At 40.9% G+C, this 21,792-nt stretch carries 20 protein-coding genes; 7 read left to right on the top strand and 13 right to left on the bottom strand.

Annotated features, from left to right (window positions below):
- Positions 1-39 precede the first annotated feature (39 nt).
- The gene (fabB, locus tag R0J88_RS12545; protein ID WP_008126923.1) at positions 40-1,251 is read left to right on the top strand and encodes a beta-ketoacyl-ACP synthase I; all 1,212 of its coding nucleotides are present in this window, start codon (positions 40-42) and stop codon (positions 1,249-1,251) included.
- A 71-nt stretch (positions 1,252-1,322) separates the two neighbouring features.
- On the opposite strand, the gene R0J88_RS12550 is transcribed toward fabB, so the two are convergent.
- Positions 1,323-1,691, bottom strand: coding sequence for a hypothetical protein (locus R0J88_RS12550; protein ID WP_410900085.1), 369 nt, complete (start codon positions 1,689-1,691; stop codon positions 1,323-1,325).
- Positions 1,692-1,741: 50 nt separating this feature from the next.
- On the opposite strand from R0J88_RS12550, the gene R0J88_RS12555 reads away from it, so the two are divergent.
- Together R0J88_RS12555 and ggt are read left to right on the top strand one after the other, a co-directional pair.
- Positions 1,742-2,287, top strand: a complete 546-nt coding sequence (locus R0J88_RS12555; RefSeq protein WP_033024947.1) for a GNAT family N-acetyltransferase — start codon at positions 1,742-1,744, stop codon at positions 2,285-2,287.
- A 139-nt stretch (positions 2,288-2,426) separates the two neighbouring features.
- Positions 2,427-4,100, top strand: a complete 1,674-nt coding sequence (gene ggt, locus R0J88_RS12560) for a gamma-glutamyltransferase (RefSeq protein WP_410900086.1) — start codon at positions 2,427-2,429, stop codon at positions 4,098-4,100.
- A 65-nt stretch (positions 4,101-4,165) separates the two neighbouring features.
- On the opposite strand, the gene R0J88_RS12565 is transcribed toward ggt, so the two are convergent.
- From R0J88_RS12565 to R0J88_RS12600, 8 genes are read right to left on the bottom strand one after another with little or no spacing between them, the layout of a single operon-like run.
- The gene (locus tag R0J88_RS12565) at positions 4,166-4,918 is read right to left on the bottom strand and encodes a DUF3379 family protein (RefSeq protein ID WP_375277079.1); all 753 of its coding nucleotides are present in this window, start codon (positions 4,916-4,918) and stop codon (positions 4,166-4,168) included.
- Entirely contained in the window at positions 4,918-5,475 is a 558-nt protein-coding gene (locus R0J88_RS12570) for a sigma-70 family RNA polymerase sigma factor (protein ID WP_021032391.1), read from the bottom strand. The genes R0J88_RS12565 and R0J88_RS12570 overlap by 1 nt, the downstream gene beginning before the upstream one ends.
- A gap of 60 nt (positions 5,476-5,535) precedes the next feature.
- Entirely contained in the window at positions 5,536-7,191 is a 1,656-nt protein-coding gene (locus tag R0J88_RS12575) for a BatD family protein (protein ID WP_410900087.1), read from the bottom strand.
- Entirely contained in the window at positions 7,185-9,095 is a 1,911-nt protein-coding gene (locus tag R0J88_RS12580; RefSeq protein WP_410900088.1) for a VWA domain-containing protein, read from the bottom strand. The genes R0J88_RS12575 and R0J88_RS12580 overlap by 7 nt, the downstream gene beginning before the upstream one ends.
- Positions 9,095-10,081, bottom strand: coding sequence for a vWA domain-containing protein (locus R0J88_RS12585; RefSeq protein ID WP_039036625.1), 987 nt, complete (start codon positions 10,079-10,081; stop codon positions 9,095-9,097). Before R0J88_RS12585 ends, R0J88_RS12580 begins: the two co-directional genes overlap by 1 nt.
- The gene (locus R0J88_RS12590; RefSeq protein WP_276756457.1) at positions 10,074-10,508 is read right to left on the bottom strand and encodes a DUF4381 domain-containing protein; all 435 of its coding nucleotides are present in this window, start codon (positions 10,506-10,508) and stop codon (positions 10,074-10,076) included. The genes R0J88_RS12585 and R0J88_RS12590 overlap by 8 nt, the downstream gene beginning before the upstream one ends.
- A gap of 3 nt (positions 10,509-10,511) precedes the next feature.
- Positions 10,512-11,456, bottom strand: coding sequence for a DUF58 domain-containing protein (locus tag R0J88_RS12595; protein WP_410900089.1), 945 nt, complete (start codon positions 11,454-11,456; stop codon positions 10,512-10,514).
- A 3-nt stretch (positions 11,457-11,459) separates the two neighbouring features.
- Positions 11,460-12,416, bottom strand: coding sequence for an AAA family ATPase (locus R0J88_RS12600; protein WP_058428589.1), 957 nt, complete (start codon positions 12,414-12,416; stop codon positions 11,460-11,462).
- Positions 12,417-12,722: 306 nt separating this feature from the next.
- Between R0J88_RS12600 and fadI the strand changes: the two genes are divergently transcribed.
- Positions 12,723-14,033 (top strand): acetyl-CoA C-acyltransferase FadI, encoded by a 1,311-nt coding sequence (gene fadI / locus R0J88_RS12605; RefSeq protein ID WP_006793342.1) that lies wholly within the window; start codon positions 12,723-12,725, stop codon positions 14,031-14,033.
- On the top strand, positions 14,033-16,252 hold the full coding sequence (gene fadJ, locus R0J88_RS12610; protein WP_410900090.1) for a fatty acid oxidation complex subunit alpha FadJ: 2,220 nt from the start codon (positions 14,033-14,035) through the stop codon (positions 16,250-16,252). Before fadI ends, fadJ begins: the two co-directional genes overlap by 1 nt.
- A gap of 60 nt (positions 16,253-16,312) precedes the next feature.
- Here the strand turns inward: fadJ and R0J88_RS12615 are convergent, their stop codons facing one another.
- From R0J88_RS12615 to R0J88_RS12625, 3 genes are all read right to left on the bottom strand, one after another.
- The gene (locus R0J88_RS12615) at positions 16,313-17,245 is read right to left on the bottom strand and encodes an IS3 family transposase (protein WP_410900121.1); all 933 of its coding nucleotides are present in this window, start codon (positions 17,243-17,245) and stop codon (positions 16,313-16,315) included.
- Positions 17,155-17,655 carry a transposase gene (locus R0J88_RS12620; RefSeq protein ID WP_058429285.1) on the bottom strand — a complete coding sequence of 167 codons (501 nt, stop codon included), beginning with the start codon at positions 17,653-17,655 and terminating at the stop codon, positions 17,155-17,157. The genes R0J88_RS12615 and R0J88_RS12620 overlap by 91 nt, the downstream gene beginning before the upstream one ends.
- A gap of 105 nt (positions 17,656-17,760) precedes the next feature.
- Positions 17,761-18,156 carry an MmcQ/YjbR family DNA-binding protein gene (locus R0J88_RS12625; protein WP_006793344.1) on the bottom strand — a complete coding sequence of 132 codons (396 nt, stop codon included), beginning with the start codon at positions 18,154-18,156 and terminating at the stop codon, positions 17,761-17,763.
- 193 nt (positions 18,157-18,349) lie between these two features.
- On the opposite strand from R0J88_RS12625, the gene yeiP reads away from it, so the two are divergent.
- Complete coding sequence (yeiP, locus tag R0J88_RS12630; protein WP_006793345.1) at positions 18,350-18,922, top strand: elongation factor P-like protein YeiP; 573 nt, start codon at positions 18,350-18,352, stop codon at positions 18,920-18,922.
- A 403-nt stretch (positions 18,923-19,325) separates the two neighbouring features.
- Entirely contained in the window at positions 19,326-19,520 is a 195-nt protein-coding gene (locus tag R0J88_RS12635) for a hypothetical protein (RefSeq protein ID WP_239104449.1), read from the top strand.
- On the opposite strand, the gene R0J88_RS12640 is transcribed toward R0J88_RS12635, so the two are convergent.
- Positions 19,517-21,775, bottom strand: a complete 2,259-nt coding sequence (locus tag R0J88_RS12640) for a putative bifunctional diguanylate cyclase/phosphodiesterase (protein WP_410900091.1) — start codon at positions 21,773-21,775, stop codon at positions 19,517-19,519. The two genes, R0J88_RS12635 and R0J88_RS12640, sit on opposite strands and share 4 nt — an antisense overlap.
- Between the last annotated feature and the right edge of the window lie 17 nt (positions 21,776-21,792).

A 21,792-nucleotide genomic window follows, 5' to 3' on the forward strand; every position in this document is an offset into this window, starting at 1 on the left:
AATAAAACGCAATTAAGTATTAAGCTAAGGGAATCACCCATGAGAAGAGCCGTAATTACCGGTATCGGTGTTGTATCAAGCATTGGTAACAACAAAGAAGAAGTTTTAGAGTCATTAAAAACAGGTAAAAGTGGTATCGCTTTCAACCAAGAGTTTGCTGACTACAACTTGCGTAGCAACGTATCAGGTAAAATTGATATAAACGTTAAAGACCATGTTGACCGCAAAGCAATGCGCTTTATGGGTGATGCTGCTGCGTACTCTTACATTTCGATGACTCAAGCAATTGAAGACTCAGGGTTATCAGAAGAGCAAGTGTCAAACGAGCGCACGGGTATTATAGTTGGCTCTGGTGGTGGTTCATCTAAATGGCAAGTAGAGGCCGCCGATATTTTGCGTGAAAAAGGCGTAAAGCGTGTAGGCCCTTACATGGTGCCTCGCACTATGGCCAGTACAACTTCAGCATGTTTAGCGACTCCTTTTAAAATAAAAGGGGTTAATTATTCAATTAGTTCTGCATGTGCTACGTCGGCGCATTGTATTGGTAATGCGGTTGAACAAATTCAACTTGGCAAGCAAGACGTTGTGTTTGCTGGTGGCGGTGAAGAACTTCACTGGACGCTTGCTATGGAATTTGACGCAATGGGTGCACTCTCTACTAAATACAACGAAACACCAGAAAAAGCATCGCGCACATATGATGCTAACCGTGATGGTTTTGTTATTTCTGGCGGTGGTGGCATTGTAGTCGTAGAAGAGCTAGAGCATGCATTAGCACGCGGTGCACATATTTACGCTGAAATAGTAGGGTATGGTGCTACATCTGATGGGTACGATATGGTTGCTCCATCGGGTGAGGGTGCTGCACGTTGTATGCGTCAAGCAATGCAAAATGTAGACAGCATTGATTATCTTAACACGCATGGCACATCAACACCTGTGGGTGATGTTAAAGAGCTTGGTGCAATTCAAGACGTATTTGGTGGTAACTCGCCCATGATCAGTGCGACTAAAGCAATGACGGGTCATGCTTTAGGAGCTGCCGGTGTGCATGAAGCCATTTTCTCTTTGTTAATGCTTGAGCATGGTTTTGTAGCACCGTCTATTAATGTTGATGAATTAGACGAGCAAGCTGAAGGTTTAGATATTGTTACTGAACGCAAAGATGTAGAGCTAAATACAGTGATGTCTAACAGCTTTGGCTTTGGTGGTACAAACGCCACTTTGGTAATGAGTAAATACAAAGCTTAATTACCCACATTTGTTTTTTACGGTTAAAAAAAGGTAAGCCACAATGGCTTACCTTTTTATTATAAAGAGAGTTATTCCCCCTTACTGTGTTCTTCGCGAGCTTGCTCAATTTCGTCAGCAATTTCTTGGGCTTTTTGCTTGGTTTTTTCTGTTAATTCACCTGCGGCTTCTTTACTTTTTATCCATGCATCGATAGCAATTTCCTTACCATCGTCGTACATGTCTAAGCCCATGGCTTTGCTTTGTTGAAGTAACTCGTTTAACGACTCTTCATTTTTAAGTTCGTGTGTTGTTTCTTTTACTTCATTCCAGGCATCACCTAGTTTTTCTTGCATTTGAGCGCTTTTTTCTTTTGTTTCTTCTTTTACTTCTTTAGCGTCTTCACAACCGGTTAAAGTAATTAAAGTGCCTAATAATGCTAAACCTGCTAATTTGTTCATATGCTATCTCCTCAAGAGATTAATAGTTAATTCCAGATAATTATAGAGTAATGAAAATGAACGTTCCCGTAACAGAGCGGTTAAAGTTTAAATTAATGAACGAGCATGATTGGCAACAACTATATGAGCTTGATCAAGACCCTGCAGTAATGCAATTTTTAACGCGTGGTGTGCCTACAACTAAAAAACAAATTAGAGAAGAGGGGATACCGCGTATGCTTGCATACCGCAATGCTAAAAAGGGTTGGGGGCTTTGGTCTGTGACAACTAAAGACACCAATACATTTATTGGTTGGGTCCTTTTAAGACCTATGGATTTTTTTAGTGAACAACCAAACTTTAGTGATATTGAAATTGGTTGGCGCTTTAAACAAATAAGCTGGGGACAAGGGTATGCGACTGAAGCCGCGAGAGCATTATGCGCAGAGCTCACTAAACAGCCCGATGTTAATTATATTAGTGCCAGTGCGTTAGCAGATAATATAAGCTCTATAAAAGTAATGAAAAAGCTTGAACTAACGTTTGTCAAATCTTACACGCATACTGATGAGCAGGGTGACTTACCTGCTGTTTTATATTCTAAGCGCCTAAAGTAAGACTAAAATCTGCACCCACAAGGATTGACCTAGCCATAAATGCTGTGCATAAATATGGGAAGGTTATACTGCTTATTATTTTTAACTTAACTTTTAAGTGAAACTTCCAACAACTAAAACAATAATTTAAGGACGTTATATGGGCTTATTTTTTTCGCCAACCAAGCTAGTGATAACGAGTGTACTTGTGTTTCAATTCAGTGCATTTCATGTAGCAGCCAAGCAAGTTGCGCAAAGTGCTGTTGCTATGCCTGACTCGTACAGTGCTGATACGGCTAAAAATATATTAGAGCTGGGCGGAAATGCCGTAGACGCAGCTATAGCAGCACAGTTTGTATTGGCTGTAACCCTGCCTGAAGCGGGTAACATTGGTGGCGGCGGATTTATGCTGATCCAAAAAGATGGCAAAAGTGATTTTATAGATTACCGAGAAACGGCTCCAAGCGATGCACACCGAGACATGTACTTAGACGAACAAGGCAATGTAATACCTAATAGGTCTATTTATGGCATACACGCAAGTGGTGTACCTGGCAGTGTTGCGGGTATGTGGTTAGCTCATAAAAAACACGGTACGGTAGAATGGAAAAAATTAGTACAACCTGCCGTTACTTTAGCAGAGCAAGGTTTTATTGTGCCACCAAAATTGGCGCAAGGGGTTAGTAATTACATAAGCTATTTAAACGAGCAAAAAATAGATGTTAACTTTGAGAAATATTTTGCTGGTTTAAAAGCCAATGAAAAATTTACACAACCTGAGCTGGCAAAAACATTAAAGCGAATTCGCGATGATGGACAAGCTGGGTTTTATGAAGGCGAAACAGCCAATATTATCGAAAAATTTATGCGTAAGCATGGCGGTATTATTACCAAAGCTGATTTAAAAAATTATACGGCTAAGTCGCGCACACCATTAAAAGCAAGTTGGAACGGGTATGAAGTGCTTACTTCGCCGCCACCCAGTTCAGGCGGTATTGCAATTTTACAATGGCTAAAAATGTATGAACTGCAAAAACTAAATAACGAAGTGGCTCATAATTCGTCGTCTTACGTGCATTTGCTTTCTGAAATAGGTAAACGCGTGTTTGCAGACCGAGCAGAGTACTTAGGTGATCCTGACTTTTTTGATGTACCAGTAAACGCATTACTCAATGAATTATATTTAAAAAAGCGCATGGCTGATATCTCATTAACAGCGATTTCAACAACCGAAAAAATAAAGCCTGGACTGAAAGAAAGCGAACAAACCACACATTTTTCTATTGTTGATAAAATGGGGAATGCCGTAGCAAATACCACAACTATAAACTTAGGGTTTGGTAGTGGGGTTGTAGTTGAAGGCGCCGGGTTTATTTTAAATGATGAAATGGACGACTTTAGCGCAAAACCGGGTGTTATGAATGCGTTTGGTGCGTTAGGTGGTAAAGCTAATGAAATACAGCCACATAAACGTATGCTTAGCTCTATGACTCCGACCATTTTATTACAGGATAACACGGTAAAAATGGTAACAGGCTCACCGGGTGGTACAACGATTATTAGCTCGGTTTACCAGTCAATTTTAAATGCAATAGAGTTTAATATGAGTGCAGAGCAGGTGGTTAACGTGCTTCGCTTTCATCATCAGCTGTGGCCTAAAAACGTTATACGTGTTCACGAAGGGTTAAATGATGCGGTAAAAGTAGAGCTTCAAAAAATGGGTTACACAATTGACGAGCGCCACTTTGGTGACATGCATGTGATTATTAATAAAGATGGGGAATTAGATGCTGCGTCTGAAAATTCAGGAAGAGGTAAATCAATCGTTTTTTAACTAATTAAAATTAGATTTAAAAAAACCGCTTAGTATGTACTAAGCGGTTTTTTATTTACTATGGCTTAGAGCCAGCGAATTGCGTTGGTTACTCGCTCGTTATAGGTATCTAGTGGTGCACCCACACTGGCAACCAAAATGGTATCGGCCTGCGACCCGCGATTGATTTGGCCTTCAAAGCGCTCATCTTGGAAATGATCATTTCCCAAACCAAACGATTTATTTTCAGAAGGTACAATAAATACCGTCATTGGACCAAAGTCCGATTCAAAAATTAAATGTAAGCCTCTTTCCCCTTTAAAATCACAAAACATAGCGTAAGTTATATCGCCAGGAAGCTCATCTATGTGACCTCCAAGTACGGCCAGTTTGTCATTAACACTTTGAAGGCTGATAGGGGATTTTTTATCAAGGGCATTTATTTCGTAGTACACATGCGCAAGTGCATGCTCGCCCGCTTCGTGGCCAATATGCTGCTCTGAGCTGAAAAAGAACGCACTCACTGCGACCATGAATGATGCCGCTAAGGCAAGGTGCACACGGTCAAACTTAAAACGCGATTTAGCGTCAACAACGTTGGTGCCAGCAGCTTGCTCTTCTTGTAAGGCTTTTTCTTTTAACGATGTATTTAAAATAATACGATCAGCTAAGTTATCAGGCACAGGTATGTCGAGTGCATCTTGAAGGTGTTTATCAAATTCTTTCATTTCGGTAATAAAACTTTGTCGCTCAGGGTTGCTCTGGGCAAACTCCATAAGTTCATTATCTATATCGTTTGGTTGCGCAATAGTGCGGCGACGAAACTCAAGTTCATCCATTATTTTGATGCCCCTTTAAGTTGTTCATCATCACGGCTTAAAGCCTCTTTAAGTTGGTTTCTAGCACGGTATAAACGCGTCATTACCGTGTTTTTATTTAAATCGAGTATGTCGGCAATTTCCTCGCCGGTGCACCCCATTACGACCTGTAATAATAGTGGCTCTCTGTATTCGTCAGATAGCAATCCAATTTGTCGTTGAATAACGGTTTGCTCCATTTCATCATCAAGCGAATGGCTGGTTTCATCAACTAGCGTATCGTTTTCTACATCACTGTAATCAAACTGTTTACGTTCAAATCGTCGTGCGTTTTCTCTGCGTAAAATAGTCAGTAACCACGGTTTTGCTGCTTTTTGATCGAGTAAAGAATCAAGTGAGCGCCAAGCGCGCAAAAATGTCTCTTGTACTAAATCATCAGCTATGTGCGGATCACGGCACAACCAGTATGCAAAGCGGTAAAGCTCTTTATTATAAACGTGAACTAAGGCTTCATAACGTTTTTGTTTCTCTGCCATATCGATTAAGACCTGATTATTTGATTTTTTATTTCCCAGCATAAGCACTTTTTTACTACTATATTTTTATTTAATGAAAAAAGACTCATACGTAACTTTATTTTAGCTATAAAGGTCTTTTAATACAGTTTGTTGCGAATTTGATGCTTGAGCTTGCTCACTCTCAAGTATTTTTATAATAGCACCAAGGTCACTGTTTGTAGCTTTATTTCCATACAATTGCGCTTGTAATTGAATTACCTCAGTACTCAACTGTGAGTTATTAATCCGTCGGCATAACTCATCAATAGCGCCGGTATCCTGTTTGGTTATTTGTACTGCGTAATTATTTAGCTCATTGTAAAAGGCCTTAACATCACCTGCTTTTTGTATGTTTAACAGCTTTTTTAAACTTGGCTGGCTGCGTGGAGTAGGTAAAGGCTTCACTTTTTCAATGGTATTTATATTAGAACTTGTAAACCAATAAAAAATTACAGTGCCAATCCATAAAATATAACCCAGTACAGCAACAGCAATAAGCCATAGTGGCGTGTAGCTGTGAGCAGTTTGCATTTGGATTGAGGTATCAGCGTCAGCTTTAGTTTCATCAACGGGTATATTATCAATACTTTGCTCTGTATTTACAGGGGTATTAACAACGGTGCTGCTTGGCGTTACAGTAATTGTGCGCGCTGGGAGCGTGGCGAAACTAATACGGTTAATTTTAGTATTAAACCAGGGTAATTTAATTTCAGGTAAGGTGTAAGTGCCCGGTGTTTGTGGCAATAATGCATACGATGCGGTTTGTTGCGAAACAACACGCCCATTTCTTACTGCGTTGTTGTTCTCTTTTTGATCAGGGTAGCTACGGATCCCATTTATTGTTGGCATTTCTATATCTGGGAGTTGCTCTTTGGTGACGCCAAGCGCTGTAAGTGTAATTGTACGAGTTATAGGTGTACCTACTTCAATGGTGTCATCACTTGGTTGCCATTCTTCACCAAGGTTCACCAGCTCACTAGGCAGCCATGCACCGTTGTAATCACTGGGTATGGGTTTAATTTCTATCTGTTGGTCTTCGCCAATTGCAGATACTTCCAACTGGCGATAATTTTGTTGCACTCGGCCCTGAAATACGGGGGCAGCAATAGTATAAGGACCACTTTTTTGGGGTTGAATTAAATACTCCCGAGTAATAACCAGGTAGCGTTTACCATCAACTAATTCGTAACTTTCTGTCTGTTTACCTAGTTGTGTTAGCAGTGCATCTTCCATGCTCGGTGTACTTAAACTACCATCAAGTAACTCTTTAGCTAAGTATAGTTTTAGTGTGTAAACGCCTGCTTCTTGCACATAGAGTGAATTGCTAGAAAGTGATGTTTTTACAAAAATGTCGTTATTATTGTCAGCGTTTGCAGCACGTTTTGTCACGGTTAAATCAATTGGCTGCGAGCTTAATCCACTTACCGTAAATGAGGGGATAGTGTACTGCCCCTCGGTGCGGGTCATTAATTTAACGCTCCACGTAGTTTGTTTATTAATGCTACCGTTTATGATGTTAGTTCGCGTACTTAAACTTGTTGGGCCGACTACAAAATCTTTCAGCAGTACAGACGTATCGGGTTGTTCACCTTTCACGTTATCGTCTACTGATATATTGAGCATAAAAAACTCCCCCGCCAAAACAGGGTTTTTATCTACGCTCGCTTGAAGTTTTGTCGCTGCGAACGAAGGGATCGCGCATAGTAGCAATAAACAGCAAAATAATCGCATTACCATGATTTTTCTACTCCTGTAGGGCGGCGTTGATATTGTCTTTTTTGGGCTTCGAGTTGCATTTTATTCCGTAGTAAAATTGCCGGGTCGTCCGGTACTTTTCTGAGTAATTGATTAAGCTGCTGGGCTTTTTCTTTTTCTTCATTTGTAAGCTCACTGGCTTGTGCTTGCATTGCCTGTTGTTGCGCTTTTTGTTTTTGCTCGTCGCTAACGGGTTGCTCACTCATTGCTTGCGATTGGGGCTGTTGCTGGTCAGGCTGTTCAGCGTTTTTATTTTCGCTTTGTTCGCTTTGTGATTGTGCTTGCATATCAGGTTTATTTTGCTCCTCTGATTGCTCACCGGTTTGCCCTTGCTGATCTTCAGAGGGTTCAGACTCTTGCTCTGATTTTTCGCTCGCATCGCTCTGGCTTTGGTTTTCACCTTTTGCCGAGTCGTTTTGCTCATTATTTTGTTGCTCTTGCCCAGATTGTTCGTTATTGGGTTGTTGGTTTTGATCACTTTGTTGCTGGTTTTCTTGATTTTGAGATTCATCACCACTTTGTTCTTGCTGGTTTTGCTGTTCTTGTTGATTCAACAGCTGCTCAACTAAGGCTTGGTTATCTGCGGCTTGACTAAAATCACTTTGCAGCGTTTGAGCATGCTTATAAGCGTTTATGGCCTCTTCAAGTTTGCCCGCTTTGGCAAGTGCATTGCCATAGTTATAGTAACCTGTGGCTGACTTGTCTTGGCTAAATGCATCTAAAGCGGCGTTATAATTGCCTTGCTTGTAGAGCGCTGCGCCTTTTAATTGGTTTGACTTCGCGTTAGCGGCTTTGTCGTATTCTTCATTTTTATAGGCGGTGAGAGCCCGTTGGTCTGTATTTTTTAATAGTGTAGGGAGCTCCAATGCATACGCGTTTTGCTGAGGTAAAAAGGTAAGCAACAAAACCGCGCCTAAGAAGGCAGAGCGCCTGAATAAATACAAACCAAATGGTAACAAGAGCAAAAGCCCGTAAATACCGGCGTCGATACGCCACAGTGCTTGGCTTTGTGTTTCATCTTTTAATAACTCACTATTAGCCATTGGCGAAAACGTATTTATGTCGCTATTACTTGGTTGATAGCGCGCAAATTTCCCGCCACTGCGCGTTGCTAAGCTTTTTAGTTGTGAAATATTTATAGTCGGGACCACAATTTGACCGTACCGGTCTTTTAAAAAACCACCTTCAGGTAACTTTATAGGCGCACCTTGCTCTGACCCTACACCATAAATGTTGAGTCTAAATGTTGTGTTATTTATAAAGCTTGTTACATCGCTTTGTTCTTCTTGTTCTATACCATCGGTTATTAAAATAATATCGCCATCAATATAACCTGCCTGATTTAATAACTCTTTTGCCATATCTAGGCCAGCTAAAACATTAGAGCCCTTGTCGGGCATTATGTCGGGGCTTAAGCTTGGAATTAAATTGCTGAGTGTTGTGGCATCATTGGTTAGTGGCGATATGGTATACGCAGTGCCAGCATAAGCAACTAGCGCGGTGTCACCTTCTTTAAAAAGCTCAATCATATCAAGGGATTTAAAACGAGCTTGCGTTAACCTGTTTGGTAAAATGTCGGTGCTGTACATTGAATAAGACATATCCATAACGATGACACGAGCACTTTTGCTTTGAAAAACGGGTACCTGTTTTTTTTCAAAGCTTGGGCCTGCACTGAATAAAACCCCTAAACTGCAAAATACAGCTATCAGCCAAAGTGGTTGGCTGGCTTTTGTGTTGGTATCACTGATGACAAATTGGGCTAAGTGCGGTGCAATTAATTGCACGTCTGTGGTTTTTTTGTGCTTAATTAACGCTACAAAAAATAGGCCAATTGCAGGTATAAGCAGCCATAAAATGGCAGGGCGAATAAATTCAAAATCCATTAGTTTGGCTCCTTTAATGCGCGCAATGTACTTAGCATCACGTTTAAGCTAATTAGTAAAATGGCAATAAGTAGTGGGTAATAAAATAATGAGCTTTGTGGGCGAAAGGTTTTTTCGTCCGCACTAATGGGCTCTAGCTTATCAAGCTCTGCGTAAATCTGTTTGAGGCCCGCTACATCCTTAGCTCTAAAGTAAAGGCCGCCGGTATCGTCAGCTATATTTTTTAGTAGGCGCTCATCTAAATTACTTCCGCCTGAGCCACCCATATTAAATAGGCTAAAACCACGTGGGTTATCAGAGCCGACACCTATGGTATAGACTTTAATGCCCTCTTCGCGGGCGAGTAATAATGCGTCGTCAGGGTTTAAGTTACCCGCGGTATTTTGACCGTCTGTTAATAGCACAACGATTCGGTTACTGTCGTCTTTACTAGCAAAACGTTTCACTGATAAGCCAAGTGCGTCGCCAATAGCTGTCGCGCGTCCAACTAAACCTATTTGTGCTTCGTTAAGCATTTTAGTTACCGTTTTTAAATCGCGCGTTAAAGGTGTTTGTAAAAACGCCGTATCGCCAAACAAAATAAGTCCAAGTCTGTCGCCAGTGCGTTGTTCTATAAAGTCGCTAAGTACTGCTTTTACCATTGTTAAGCGGTCAACATATTGACCATTGTAGGCCATATCCTGTTCGGTCATCGAGCCAGATAAATCCACCGCAAGCATGATATCTCGGCCTTCATTTGGCAACAAAATAGGCTCGTCTAACCACGTGGGGTTAGCAGCTGCGCTGACAAGTAATAACCAAAGTAACCATTCAAATAACGATAAACGACGTGATCGAGGTTCAATACTTTGATTACTCAAGCTATGCTGAGCAAACCCCGGGATTCGTAAGCGAGTATTGTTACTACTTGCTGCTGGCTTTAGTAATAAAAGCAGTAAAGGTAACGGAAGGAGCAAAAAAAGCCATGGCCAACTAAATTCAAACATATAGCGGCTCCTTTACTTTAAAGTTTTTGATTGCTTGTCGAAATTTTTCACTTAAATCGACATTGTTATTTTCGCTACTGTATAAGCTTAAAATTTCTTGCTCAGTAAACGTGAGTCCACTAAGTGTATTAAGCGTTTCACACCACTGCTTTGTAGGTTGTGTGGCAAGGTGCTTACCGTAATATTCAACAACTAGGCGTTTTAAAATAATATGTAAATGCTGAGGGTATTGCTCTTGTTGACTTAATGATACGGCATAACGTTTTGCTTTTTTAAATTGGTACGCTTTATAAATTGCATACACACCGGTTAAAAGTGCAATGCAAAGTAGAGCAATAATAACCCACCAAGCAGGGGCCAGTGGCCACCAATCAACTTGGTTAGGTGCTATTACATCGTGCAGGCCATCGAGTGGATTGGTTTGCATGGTTTATTTTCTCACAAGCTGCAGTTCAAGTGGTTCGGCTGCATTGAACGATATTAAATTAAGACCCGATTTAGTTAAGCGAGTAAGGCGCTTATTGAATGTATCTTCTGCATTTTTAGCAAAGCGCGCTCTAAAGGCATTATCCATTAGTGGCAAAGCAATATCTTGGCCATTTGTACTAACGCTTACAGTATTTTTATAAGCCGGTAATTGATGTTCAAATGGGTCGCTAATATGACAGCCAATAAGCTCACAATGACGGCTAAGTATTTCAAGCTGTTTGAAGCTTGCATCGTCAAGAGAACTAAAATCTGATACCAAATACACTAAGCTACCTGGCTTTGCCAAATGATTAAGGCGCTTTAGGTTATCACTAAAGTTATTGTGGGCTTTTGTCTCAATTCCCCCAAGGGCTTGCTGGTGGTTAGCACATAAATTGTGACAAAGTTTTAATACGGCTTTTTCTCGCGCGCTGGGTTTGAGCTCTAAATGAGCGTGCTGATTAAATACAATGCCGCCAATTCTGTCGCCACGCTGGCAGGCAAACCATGCAACTAAAGCACTAATGTGCGCAGCTTGCACTGACTTAAGCAGGAGCTTTGAGCCAAATAACATCGAGTTTGAAAAATCGGTAAATACAAAAACAGGACGTTCTTTTTCTTCTTGAAAAAGTTTTGTATGGGTTTCGCCTGTACGCGCTGTAACTCGCCAGTCAATTGAACGAATGTCGTCACCTTGCTGGTAATGGCGAACTTCGGCAAATTCCATACCACGGCCTTTATGCGGTGCAAGATATTGCCCTGCTAAAGTATTTTTAATTTTAACCTTAGGAGCAAGCTCAAGCAGTTGCGCTTTGGCTTTGTAATACATCAGCTCTTTTAGTGCTAAATTAACACCGTGGCTATGGCTTTGTTTCAGCCATGCCTGAGGGTCTAATTGTTTATGCATAAATTAAGGTACAGCTACCAGTTCTACAATTCGGCTAATTACTTGGTCTTTTGTAATACCATCGGCTTGGGCTTCGTAGCTCAAAATAATGCGATGGCGTAGTACATTATGAACAACCGCTTGTATGTCGTCAGGGGCTACAAAGTCGCGGCCCTGTAACCATGCATGAGCACGTGCACATTTATCGAGCGCGATAGTGGCACGAGGGCTGGCGCCAAATTCAATCCAGCGGCCTAGTTGTTCATCTAGTTGCGCGCCTTCTCGCGTAGCAATAATAAGTTGAACCAAATACTGCTCAAGAGGCTCGGCTAAGTACAAACCTAAAATTGCTTGGCGGGCAGCAAATAAATCGCTTTGGCTAATTTTTTGTAAAACAGCTTGTTGCTCTTTTAATGCTTCACCGCGCGTTAGGCGTAAAATGTCTAGCTCGTGCTCGGCGCCCGGGTAACCAATACTTAAATGCAGTAAAAAGCGGTCAAGCTGTGCTTCTGGCAGCGGGTAAGTACCTTCTTGCTCTAGCGGATTTTGAGTGGCCATTACTAAAAATAAGTCGCTAAGTGGGTAGGTGTTTTTTCCTACCGTTACTTGGCGCTCAGCCATGGCCTCTAGTAATGCTGATTGTACTTTTGCTGGGGCACGGTTTATTTCATCAGCCAAAATAAGGTTATGAAATAAAGGGCCTTTCTCAAACACAAACTCGCTTGTTTGTTGGCGGTAAATATCGGTGCCAGTTACATCGGCCGGTAATAAATCGGGTGTAAACTGGACACGTTGAAACGAACCTTCAATCCCTTTTGCAAGCGCATTTACAGCGCGTGTCTTTGCAAGCCCTGGTGGGCCTTCAACTAATAAGTGGCCGTCAGCTAAAATAGCAATAAGTAGTGCTTGAGTAAGCTCTGGCTGGCCAATGATTTGTGTATCTAAGTACGTTTTTAATTGTGAAAATGCGTTAGCTGCCATAATAAGTGGACTGTCCTCGTCAGCTGGGTTAGTACCTAAATGGGTTAGGTTGCAAATACTGACCTATTTATAAGGTTTATAATAGGGTAACTCAAGAGTTAGACTGTATTTTTTAAAATAGTTCGTTATTTTTTAACGGTTTTTAGCGTACCACAAATCTTTGTAAATGCGTTTAAAAAAGCCTATTGTGTGATATGTAAACATGACTACTTTGTATAAATTTCAGTTTATCTATTGGCTTTAGCACACGGGTTGTTTAGAATCGAGGAAAACAAACAGGTCAGACCTGTCAGCGGGAGAGCATAAATGTCTGAGCAAAACATACTAAAAACACCAAAGGGTGATCGTATTGCCATTGTAAGTGGCCTTCGTACACCGTTTGCAAAACAAGCAACAGCATTCCACCACGTACCAGCACTTGATATGGGTAAATTAGTGGTTAACGAAATGCTTGAGCGATTAAATTTCGACAAGTCAGAAATCGATCAACTTGTATTTGGTCAAGTAGTACAAATGCCAGAAGCGCCAAATATTGCGCGTGAAATTGTACTTGGTACAGGCATGCCAGTTGGTGTTGATGCTTATTCTGTGTCACGTGCATGTGCTACCAGCTTTCAGGCAATTGCTAACGTAGCTGAGTCTATTATGGCGGGCTCTGTGAGTGTAGGTATTGCCGGTGGTGCCGATTCGTCGTCTGTATTACCTATTGGCGTAAGTAAAAAATTGGCAGGTAGCTTAGTTGATTTAAACAAAGCGCGTACTTTAGGGCAACGCTTACAAATTTTTTCAAAGCTGCGCTTAAAAGATTTAATGCCAGTACCGCCTGCAGTTGCAGAGTACTCAACAGGCCTTTCAATGGGTCAAACTGCTGAGCAAATGGCTAAAACACATAATATTAGCCGTGAAGACCAAGATGCATTAGCACATCGTTCACATTCACTTGCTACCCAAGCATGGGCAGATGGCAAGTTGAAAGATGAAGTAATGACGGCACATTTACCGCCATACAAAAGCTTTATTGAAGAAGACAACAATATCCGTAAAAATTCGACAGTTGAAGGTTACGCAAAGCTTAAGCCTGTGTTTGACCGTCAACATGGTTCGGTTACAGCCGCAAATGCAACACCACTTACAGATGGTGCCGCTGCGGTATTGATGATGAACGAAAGTAAAGCACGCGCGCTTGGTTACGAAATTTTAGGTTACGTACGTAGCTTTGCGTTTTCTGCCATTGGTGTGGAGCAAGATATGTTGATGGGTCCTGCGCATTCAACACCTATCGCATTAGACAGAGCTGGTATTACTCTTGCTGATTTAGATTTAATTGAAATGCATGAGGCATTTGCATCGCAAGCCCTTGCGAACATGAAGATGTTTGCTTCAGACAAGTTTGCGCAAGAAAAGCTAGGTCGAAGCAAAGCAATTGGCGAAATTAACATGGATAAGTTTAACGTGAATGGCGGCTCGCTTGCATATGGTCACCCATTTGCAGCAACAGGTGCTCGCTTAATTACACAAAGCTTAAACGAGCTTAAACGTCGTGGTGGCGGTTTAGCATTAACAACAGCATGTGCTGCTGGTGGTTTAGGTGCAGCCTTTGTATTGGAGAGCGCGTAATGACAGATTCAGTATTTAATTTAGCGGTAGACGAAAATAAAATTGCCGTTGTAACGATTGACGTGCCGGGTGAAAAAATGAATACCCTGCGTGACTCGTTTGCAGACGATTTAAAAGCCTTACTTACGCAAGCACAAGAACATGCTGTTAAAGGCATGGTTTTTATCAGCGGTAAAAGCGATAACTTTATTGCGGGCGCTGACGTAAAAATGCTTGATAGCGTAGAAAAACGTGAGGATGCACTTGCTATTAGCGAGCTGTGTCATCAAGCTTTTTTTGATATGAAAAAACTACCATACACTACAGTAAGTGCCATTCATGGCGCTGCGCTTGGTGGTGGTTTAGAGTTTGCATTAGCGTGTGATTACCGTGTTGGTACAGATAGCGATTTAACTAAAATTGGCTTACCTGAGGTTCAACTAGGTTTATTACCTGGTGGCGGTGGTACGCAGCGTTTAACTAAAATTGTGGGTATTCAAAAGGCACTTGAATGGATGCTAACTGGTAAGCAAATTCGTCCTAAGCAGGCTAAAAAAGCGGGTGTTTTAGATGATTGCGTACCGCAAAGCGTACTTTTAAAAGTAGCAAAAGAGTTTGCTGCTAAGAAAAAGCCTCAAGCTAAAGAGCCAAAGCTCGATAAAGTAAGCAAGCTATTAGAGTCAAACCCATTTGGTCGTAACTTTATCTTTAAAAAAGCAAAAGAAAACGTACTGAAAAAAACGGGCGGCCATTACCCAGCGCCACTGGCTATTATAAAAGCAGTACGAGCGAGCGTTGAGCTTGATGAGCTTAAAGCATATAAAACCGAGGCAGAAGGGTTTGCAACGCTTGTTATGAGTGAGCAATCTAAAGCGCTTCGTGGTTTATTTTTTGCAACCACCGAAATGAAAAAAGAGTGGCGCAACGATGATGCCCCAGCAGTGACTAAAACTGCCGTGTTAGGTGGCGGGCTGATGGGCGCTGGTATTGCCCATGTAAGTGCTGTAAAAGCGAAAGTGCCTGTTCGTATTAAAGATGTCGCAGAGCAAGGCATTAGCAATGCGATGAACTACACCTACAAAATTCTTGATAAGCGCCTTAAGCGCCGCATTATGTCTAAAGCAGATATGCAGTTAACAATGAACCGTATCACCGGTACAACTGACTACAGTGGCTTTAAACACATTGATTTAGTTATTGAAGCGGTATTTGAAGACTTAGCACTTAAGCAAGGTATGGTCGCAGACGTAGAACAGCAATGCCAAGAAAATACAATTTTTGCGAGTAATACGTCATCGTTGCCTATTTCTCAGATTGCGGCAAATGCTACACGTCCTGAAAATGTAATTGGCTTGCATTATTTCTCTCCAGTAGAAAAAATGCCACTGGTTGAAATTATTCCGCATGAAGGCACGTCTCAAGAGACAATTGCACGTGTTGTTAATTTTGCGCGTAAGCAGGGTAAAACGCCAATTGTTGTTAAAGACATGGCAGGTTTTTACGTAAACCGCATACTTGCACCTTACTTAAATGAAGCGGCTAACTTAATGCTTGCTGGTGAGCCAATTGAAAAAATTGATGCAGCCCTTGTTGAGTTTGGTTTCCCAGTAGGACCGCTTGCATTACTTGACGAAGTAGGTATTGATATTGGCTCTAAGATCGCACCTATCCTTGAAAAAGAATTGGGAGAGCGCTTTAAAGGACCTGATGCCTTTTCACGCATGATTGATTCAAAACGTCTTGGCCGTAAAACGGGTCGTGGTTTTTATGATTACGAGAAAAAAGGCAAAAAAGTTGACGAGTCAGTGTACGAGTTGCTGGGTGTAACGCCTAATTCACGTTTAAACAAAAGCGAAATTGCTCAGCGTTGTGTAGCGCAAATGCTTAATGAAGCTGCGCGTTGTTTAGATGAGGGCATTATTGTAAGCCCACGTGATGGTGATATTGGCGCTATTTTTGGTATTGGCTTCCCGCCATTCCTAGGTGGTCCATTTAGCTACATGGATAAACTCGGTGCGAGCAAAGTAAGTTCGGATATGTCTACGCTTGCTAATAGCAACGCTATATTTGCACCCTGTGAGTCGTTAGTATCAATGGCTGAGTCAGGTGAAACGTTTTATGGCGAAAAGCCAACACAAAACGAAACTGTTCCTGAAGTAGTAAAGCTAGAAACATCAGAGCAAGAAGCAGACGTTGTGCCTGAAGAGCAATCAGACATTGCTAAAGATGACACTAAATAACGTTTAACACGTATTAAAAAACCGCATTTATGAAGTGACCCCAATAAGTTGGACTCATTTCTAAGCGGCAACCAAGGCCTGATTTCGATATTGTATCGGACTCAGGCCTTTTAGTTTTAGCTTAATGCGTTCGTTGTTGTAATAATCGATGTATTCTTTGATGTTTTCAATGAGTTCATTTGCGTCCTTGAACGTCTCATTGTGATACATCTCAGTTTTTAATATGCCGAAGAAGTTTTCTGCAACGGCATTGTCTAAGCAGTTTCCTTTTCGAGACATACTTTGGATTAGCCCATGCTTTTTCAGGTGTTGTTGATATCGTTTATTTTGATATTGCCAACCTTGGTCTGAGTGGATGAGTGGTCTCTCATGCTTCAACAGCTTTGCTGTTGCGGCTTTAAGCATGTCAGTCACTAGTGGTAGCGTGACAGATGTCCTTACCTCATAGCTGACCACTTCTTGGTTAAATAGGTCTATTACCGGTGACAGGTATACCTTTTCTCCATTGACTTTAAATTCAGTGACATCGGTCACCCATTTTTGATTGGGCTTCTTTGCCGTAAATTCACGTTTGAGAACATTTTCAGCGATCCTACCGACTTCACCTTTGTAAGAGGTGTAGCGTTTAGGTCTGACTTTTGATTTCAAGCCAAGTTCGCCCATCAAGCGTTGCACGCGCTTATGATTAACCATCAAACCCATTGCTCTTGGCGTGCAAGTTACCCTACGGTAGCCGTATCGTCCTTTGTGCTTGTGATAGATATCACGTATTCTTTCGCACAAGTCAGTGTTGGAACAGGGCTGAACCAGTGTATTACGATGGTAATAATACACACTCTTGGGAAGCCCTGTGACCTTTAATAAGTGTTGTAAGCTGTATTTTGCCTTGAGCTCTTCGACAACTATCGTTTTGTCTTTGCTTTTTTCTTTCTGGCCTGAGCCAAGGCTTCTAACTTTTTTAAGACTGCGTTCTCTGCACGTAGATAATCCAATTCTTCCCTGAGCTCTTTTTCAGACATGTCTGCTGATGGTTTAGGAGTTGAAGAATGATTCGTCACGCGAGGCCTACCTTTTTTCTGTGGTTTTAGTCGGGTTATACCCCCGTGAGCATAAAGCTTTTGCCATTGAAATAAAATACCTGGGGATGATAAGTCGAAATAGGCGCTAGTATAACCCAAAGACCAATCATTAATTTCCATCGTCTCGAGCACATGAATTTTGAACTCGCCTGAATAAGGTAACTGTTTATGGATAAAACTCTTTGACCCATTAAGCAGGTAGACCTGAAACCAATAACGAATAAGCCGAGCGCTAATATTGTACTTTCTACTTAATGCTTCAGAGTTTTCCTGCTCAGCAAGTTGTGCGAGCTTTAACTTAAATATTCTTTTGTGCTTGGACATAAAAAGACCCCCAGTAATTGGATTGTCCAACTATTGGGGGTCACTTCATTTATATGCGGTTTTTTTGTGTCCTAACTAGGCCAAGTAACAGGCTTATAAGTAAGCTTAATCAGCATTTAAATGTTGCGCTATCATGTTACGGTCTTTTTCAGGCATGTTTTCCACGACTAAATTAAACGAATTATCAATCATGCGTTCAATTTCACCTTGGGGGATTGAACCGTCTAAAATAACCGTATTCCATAGACGCTTATTCATGTGGTAGCCGGGGATAACCGCGGGGAAAATATCGCGTAACGAAAGTGCCTCATCGGGATCACACTTTAAATTAAGCCACCAAATTACTTCACCGTTTTCGTTTGTTTCACCATCGTTACCAACAGCAAGCGTGGCGAACATTTTATGATTCACTTTATAGACATCAACCTCTTGAGCAAATGGTTTTGTAACCAACACAAGCGGCTTTTTGATTAAATACTCATGTACTTTTATTTGATCCATGATCCATTCCTTGAAGTCATACTAGGTAGATACACCATAGCAGTTTTTTAATGAATTGATTATATGTATTTTAGTATAAATATAGATTTTACAAGTCAATACAAGGTATAAGCCGTTTTAGCTCACTTTATTGTTGAACAAAGTTCAGTTCATGGTATGTTTCTGGCAATCAAAAAAATAATAGGATTTACACATGCCAAAGGCGAGTGAAGTAAAAAAAGGCACAGCTATTGAGTTTAATGGTCGTGTATTAGTAGTAAAAGATATTGTGCGCTCGGTTCCTCAAGGCCGTGCTGGTGGAAGCTTATACCGTATGCGTTTATACGATGTAGTAACCGGTGGCAAGGTTGATGAGACGTTTAAAGACAGCGATATGCTAACGCTTGCTGACTTAATTCGTCGTGAGGCTATGCTGTCGTACATAGATGGCGACGAATACGTGTTTATGGATAGCGAAGACTACACGCCGTATAACTTGAATAAAGATGCCATTAGTGAAGAAATTTTGTTCATCAATGAAGAAACCCAAGGGGTGCACGTTATTGTCATTGATGGAGCGCCAGTAGGGCTTGATTTACCTTCAAGCGTTGAGCTTGTTGTAGAAGAAACTGATCCATCTATTAAGGGCGCTTCAGCCAGTGCTCGTTCAAAACCAGCACGCATGTCTACTGGTTTGAATATATCTGTTCCTGAGCATATTTCAACGGGCGATCGCATTCGTATCAATACGGTTGAAAACAAATTTATGGGGCGTGCTGAAAAGTAGCGCTCATCAAATTATTAATTAATTTAAAAAGCTGCGGTTTAGCTAGGGTCTGTTAATCCTTCAAGGCTAAATTTGCAGCTGTCTGTTTGGTATGTAGGTAAGGCAGAGCCTATGTAGTGTGGTTATTCCCCATAAACTGGCGATAACGTCGCATTAATACTAAACAGCTGCAGCCCAAAGGGTTCTTCCTAAGGGCTATTGACTCTTTGTTACTCAGTTTTTACTTAATCTACTAGGTTACAAACCTCGCGCCGCGATTAAATAGCCGCTGATTTGAACAAAATTTAATCCCAAAGATCAACAGCCCTAAATATGCTGCCTTTTTGTTAAAGGTGTATTGCTTTAAATTTAATCGAAGAAACGCTAAACTGCGCGCCAATTTATTTAGATAAGGTATGTGGTTTTGTGGTTTGTTTTACTTAGCAGTTTGTTTATCCCGCTTATGTACTTAGACACAATACAAAAAGGAATGCCCGTAAAGCGCTGGCTTTTACTCAGTGCGTTGCTTGGCCCATTGGCTTGGTTTTTATTTAACGTTCATTACAGGCGAGCCTGGTTGAGATATGTCGGTGTTAATACCTGCACGTGGCGCGCTTAGCTTATAGACGCCACATTACTTTTTTTAGGGCTAATTAAGCTTGGCGTTGCTTTACTTTGTTGTTGTTTTAAAAACTCAGTAAATTCGTCTTTAGATAACGGTTTTGAGTAATAATAACCTTGTACCGTTTCGCAATTAAGCGTTTTTAAAATGTCTATTTGATGTGCTTGTTCTACGCCTTCGGCAACGACATGTAAGTCAAGGTTGTGAGCAATCGTGACGATTGAATCGACCATATTTCGGCCGCGCTCGTTTTTCATATCATCAATAAACGCTTTGTCTACTTTTAGTGTATTTAGCGGAAACTGTTTTAAATAAGCCAAAGAAGAATACCCAGTACCAAAGTCGTCCATGGCTAAATGAATACCTCGGGCGCTTAACGAGCGCATAATATTAATGGCTTCGTTTGGATCATCCATTACTGTGCCTTCAGTGATCTCTAATTCTAAAAAGTACGATGGCAAAGCATTTTTTTGCAAAATAATATCAATACGCGACGTTAAATCAGGAAGGCTAAATTGTTTAGCAGACAAGTTAACAGCAACGCGCCCATTAAACAGTCCATCGTCCAGCCATTTTTTTACATCGCGACAGGCTTTGTTTAGAACAACTTCACCAATATCTATTATTTGACCTGTTTCTTCAGCAATAGGGATAAATACGCCCGGACTTATTATTCCTTTTTTAGGAGTAATAAAGCGGACTAACGCTTCCATGCCTGTTAACTTGCCCGTGCGTATATTCATTTTTGGCTGATAGTAGACTTCAAAGTGATCTTCTTTCAAACCAAAGCGCATTAGGTTTTCAATTTGTAAGCGTTTAACTGCTTGGCGGTTCATGGTGTCGTTAAAAAACAGGTAGCTGTTACCTTTCTTTTTAGCATGATACATTGCGGTATCTGCATTTTTAAGTAGTACCTCGGGTGTGTTTCCATCTTCAGGAAACAACACAATACCGACACTTGAGGTAATAGCCAGCTCGTGCCCTGCCATTTTAAATGGGGTGGAAATAGCCGCTAAAAACTGTTTTGCAGTGCGAGTGATTACATGAAGGTCGTTCGTATTTGACATTACAAGTGCAAATTCATCGCCTCCTAAACGATAAAATACATCGTTTTCGCGGGTGAGTTTATTTAATCGCATAGCAAGTTTTGCCAGTAAACTATCACCTAGTTGATGACCTAATGAGTCGTTTATTTTTTTAAAGTTATCTAAATCAAAAACAAGTAATGCATGGTGAGCGTCTTGCTGAACCAGTTTATGTAAGTTAGTAAAAAATAAATTACGGTTAGGCAGGCTTGTGGTGCGATCTCGATTTGATAAATTATGCAGCTGCGATTCTGCTTTTTTTCGCTCTGTTAAATCGGAATAAACAACCACGTAGTTAGTAATTTGGTTTTGCTCGTTTTTAATTTCATCAATTGATATTTCTATTGGCAGCAATACACGCTCATTATTGCGCAGTTTAATTTCTTGCTGAATATGCTCAGTTTGGCGCACTACATCGATAATGTTTTCAACGTAACTTGTATCGTATCCAGGCAAATTAAAATCTTTATTTAGGTATTGTTCGCGCATACCACCAAATAACGTTAAAAAACTGGGATTTATATCGACTAATTTAAAGTTCTTATCGTAAATTGCCAGCGCATCAGTAAACGACTCAACACATTTAGCAAACAGATTTAATCGTTCTTCGGTTGATTTTAACTGTGAAATATCGCGAACAGTGCCTGTCATTCTGAGCGGGGCTAGATTTGCATCTTTTTCGATAACCTTGCCGCGGTCAAGCACCCAATGCCACTTGCCAAATGTATCTTTAATTCGGTATGTGGCTTCAAAAAAAACGCTTTGCTCTGCAAAATGTTTTTTTAGTAGATGCTCAACATGAGGAATATCTTGTGGGTGTATAAGTCCTTTATTTGGTGGGAAACCCATAATAGTGGGGGAGTTCATCATGTATTTATCGTTAATACGAATAACTTCGCCTGTTTTTATATTCCAATCCCACAAGGTGTCACCACTGCCTTCAACGGTACTTTTTAAACGTTTTTCAGAGAGGCGAAGTTGGCGACGAGAGCGCCTAAGCTTGTATATAACAAATAATAGGTATGGCAAAGCGAGCGCAATAATAGCGCTCGACAATAACAGCAGAGTGTCTGAATTGTATTTAAATGAAGACTCAAAGGCGTAAGTATCAAACGAGTAAGCAAGTAATACAGCGAATAGGTTTAGTTTTATTGTTTTTATTATCATTTTTTATTACTACTAAT

Source organism: Pseudoalteromonas sp. SIMBA_162 (assembly GCF_046535955.1).
In the GTDB taxonomy this organism is placed as follows: Bacteria; Pseudomonadota; Gammaproteobacteria; order Enterobacterales; family Alteromonadaceae; genus Pseudoalteromonas; species Pseudoalteromonas marina.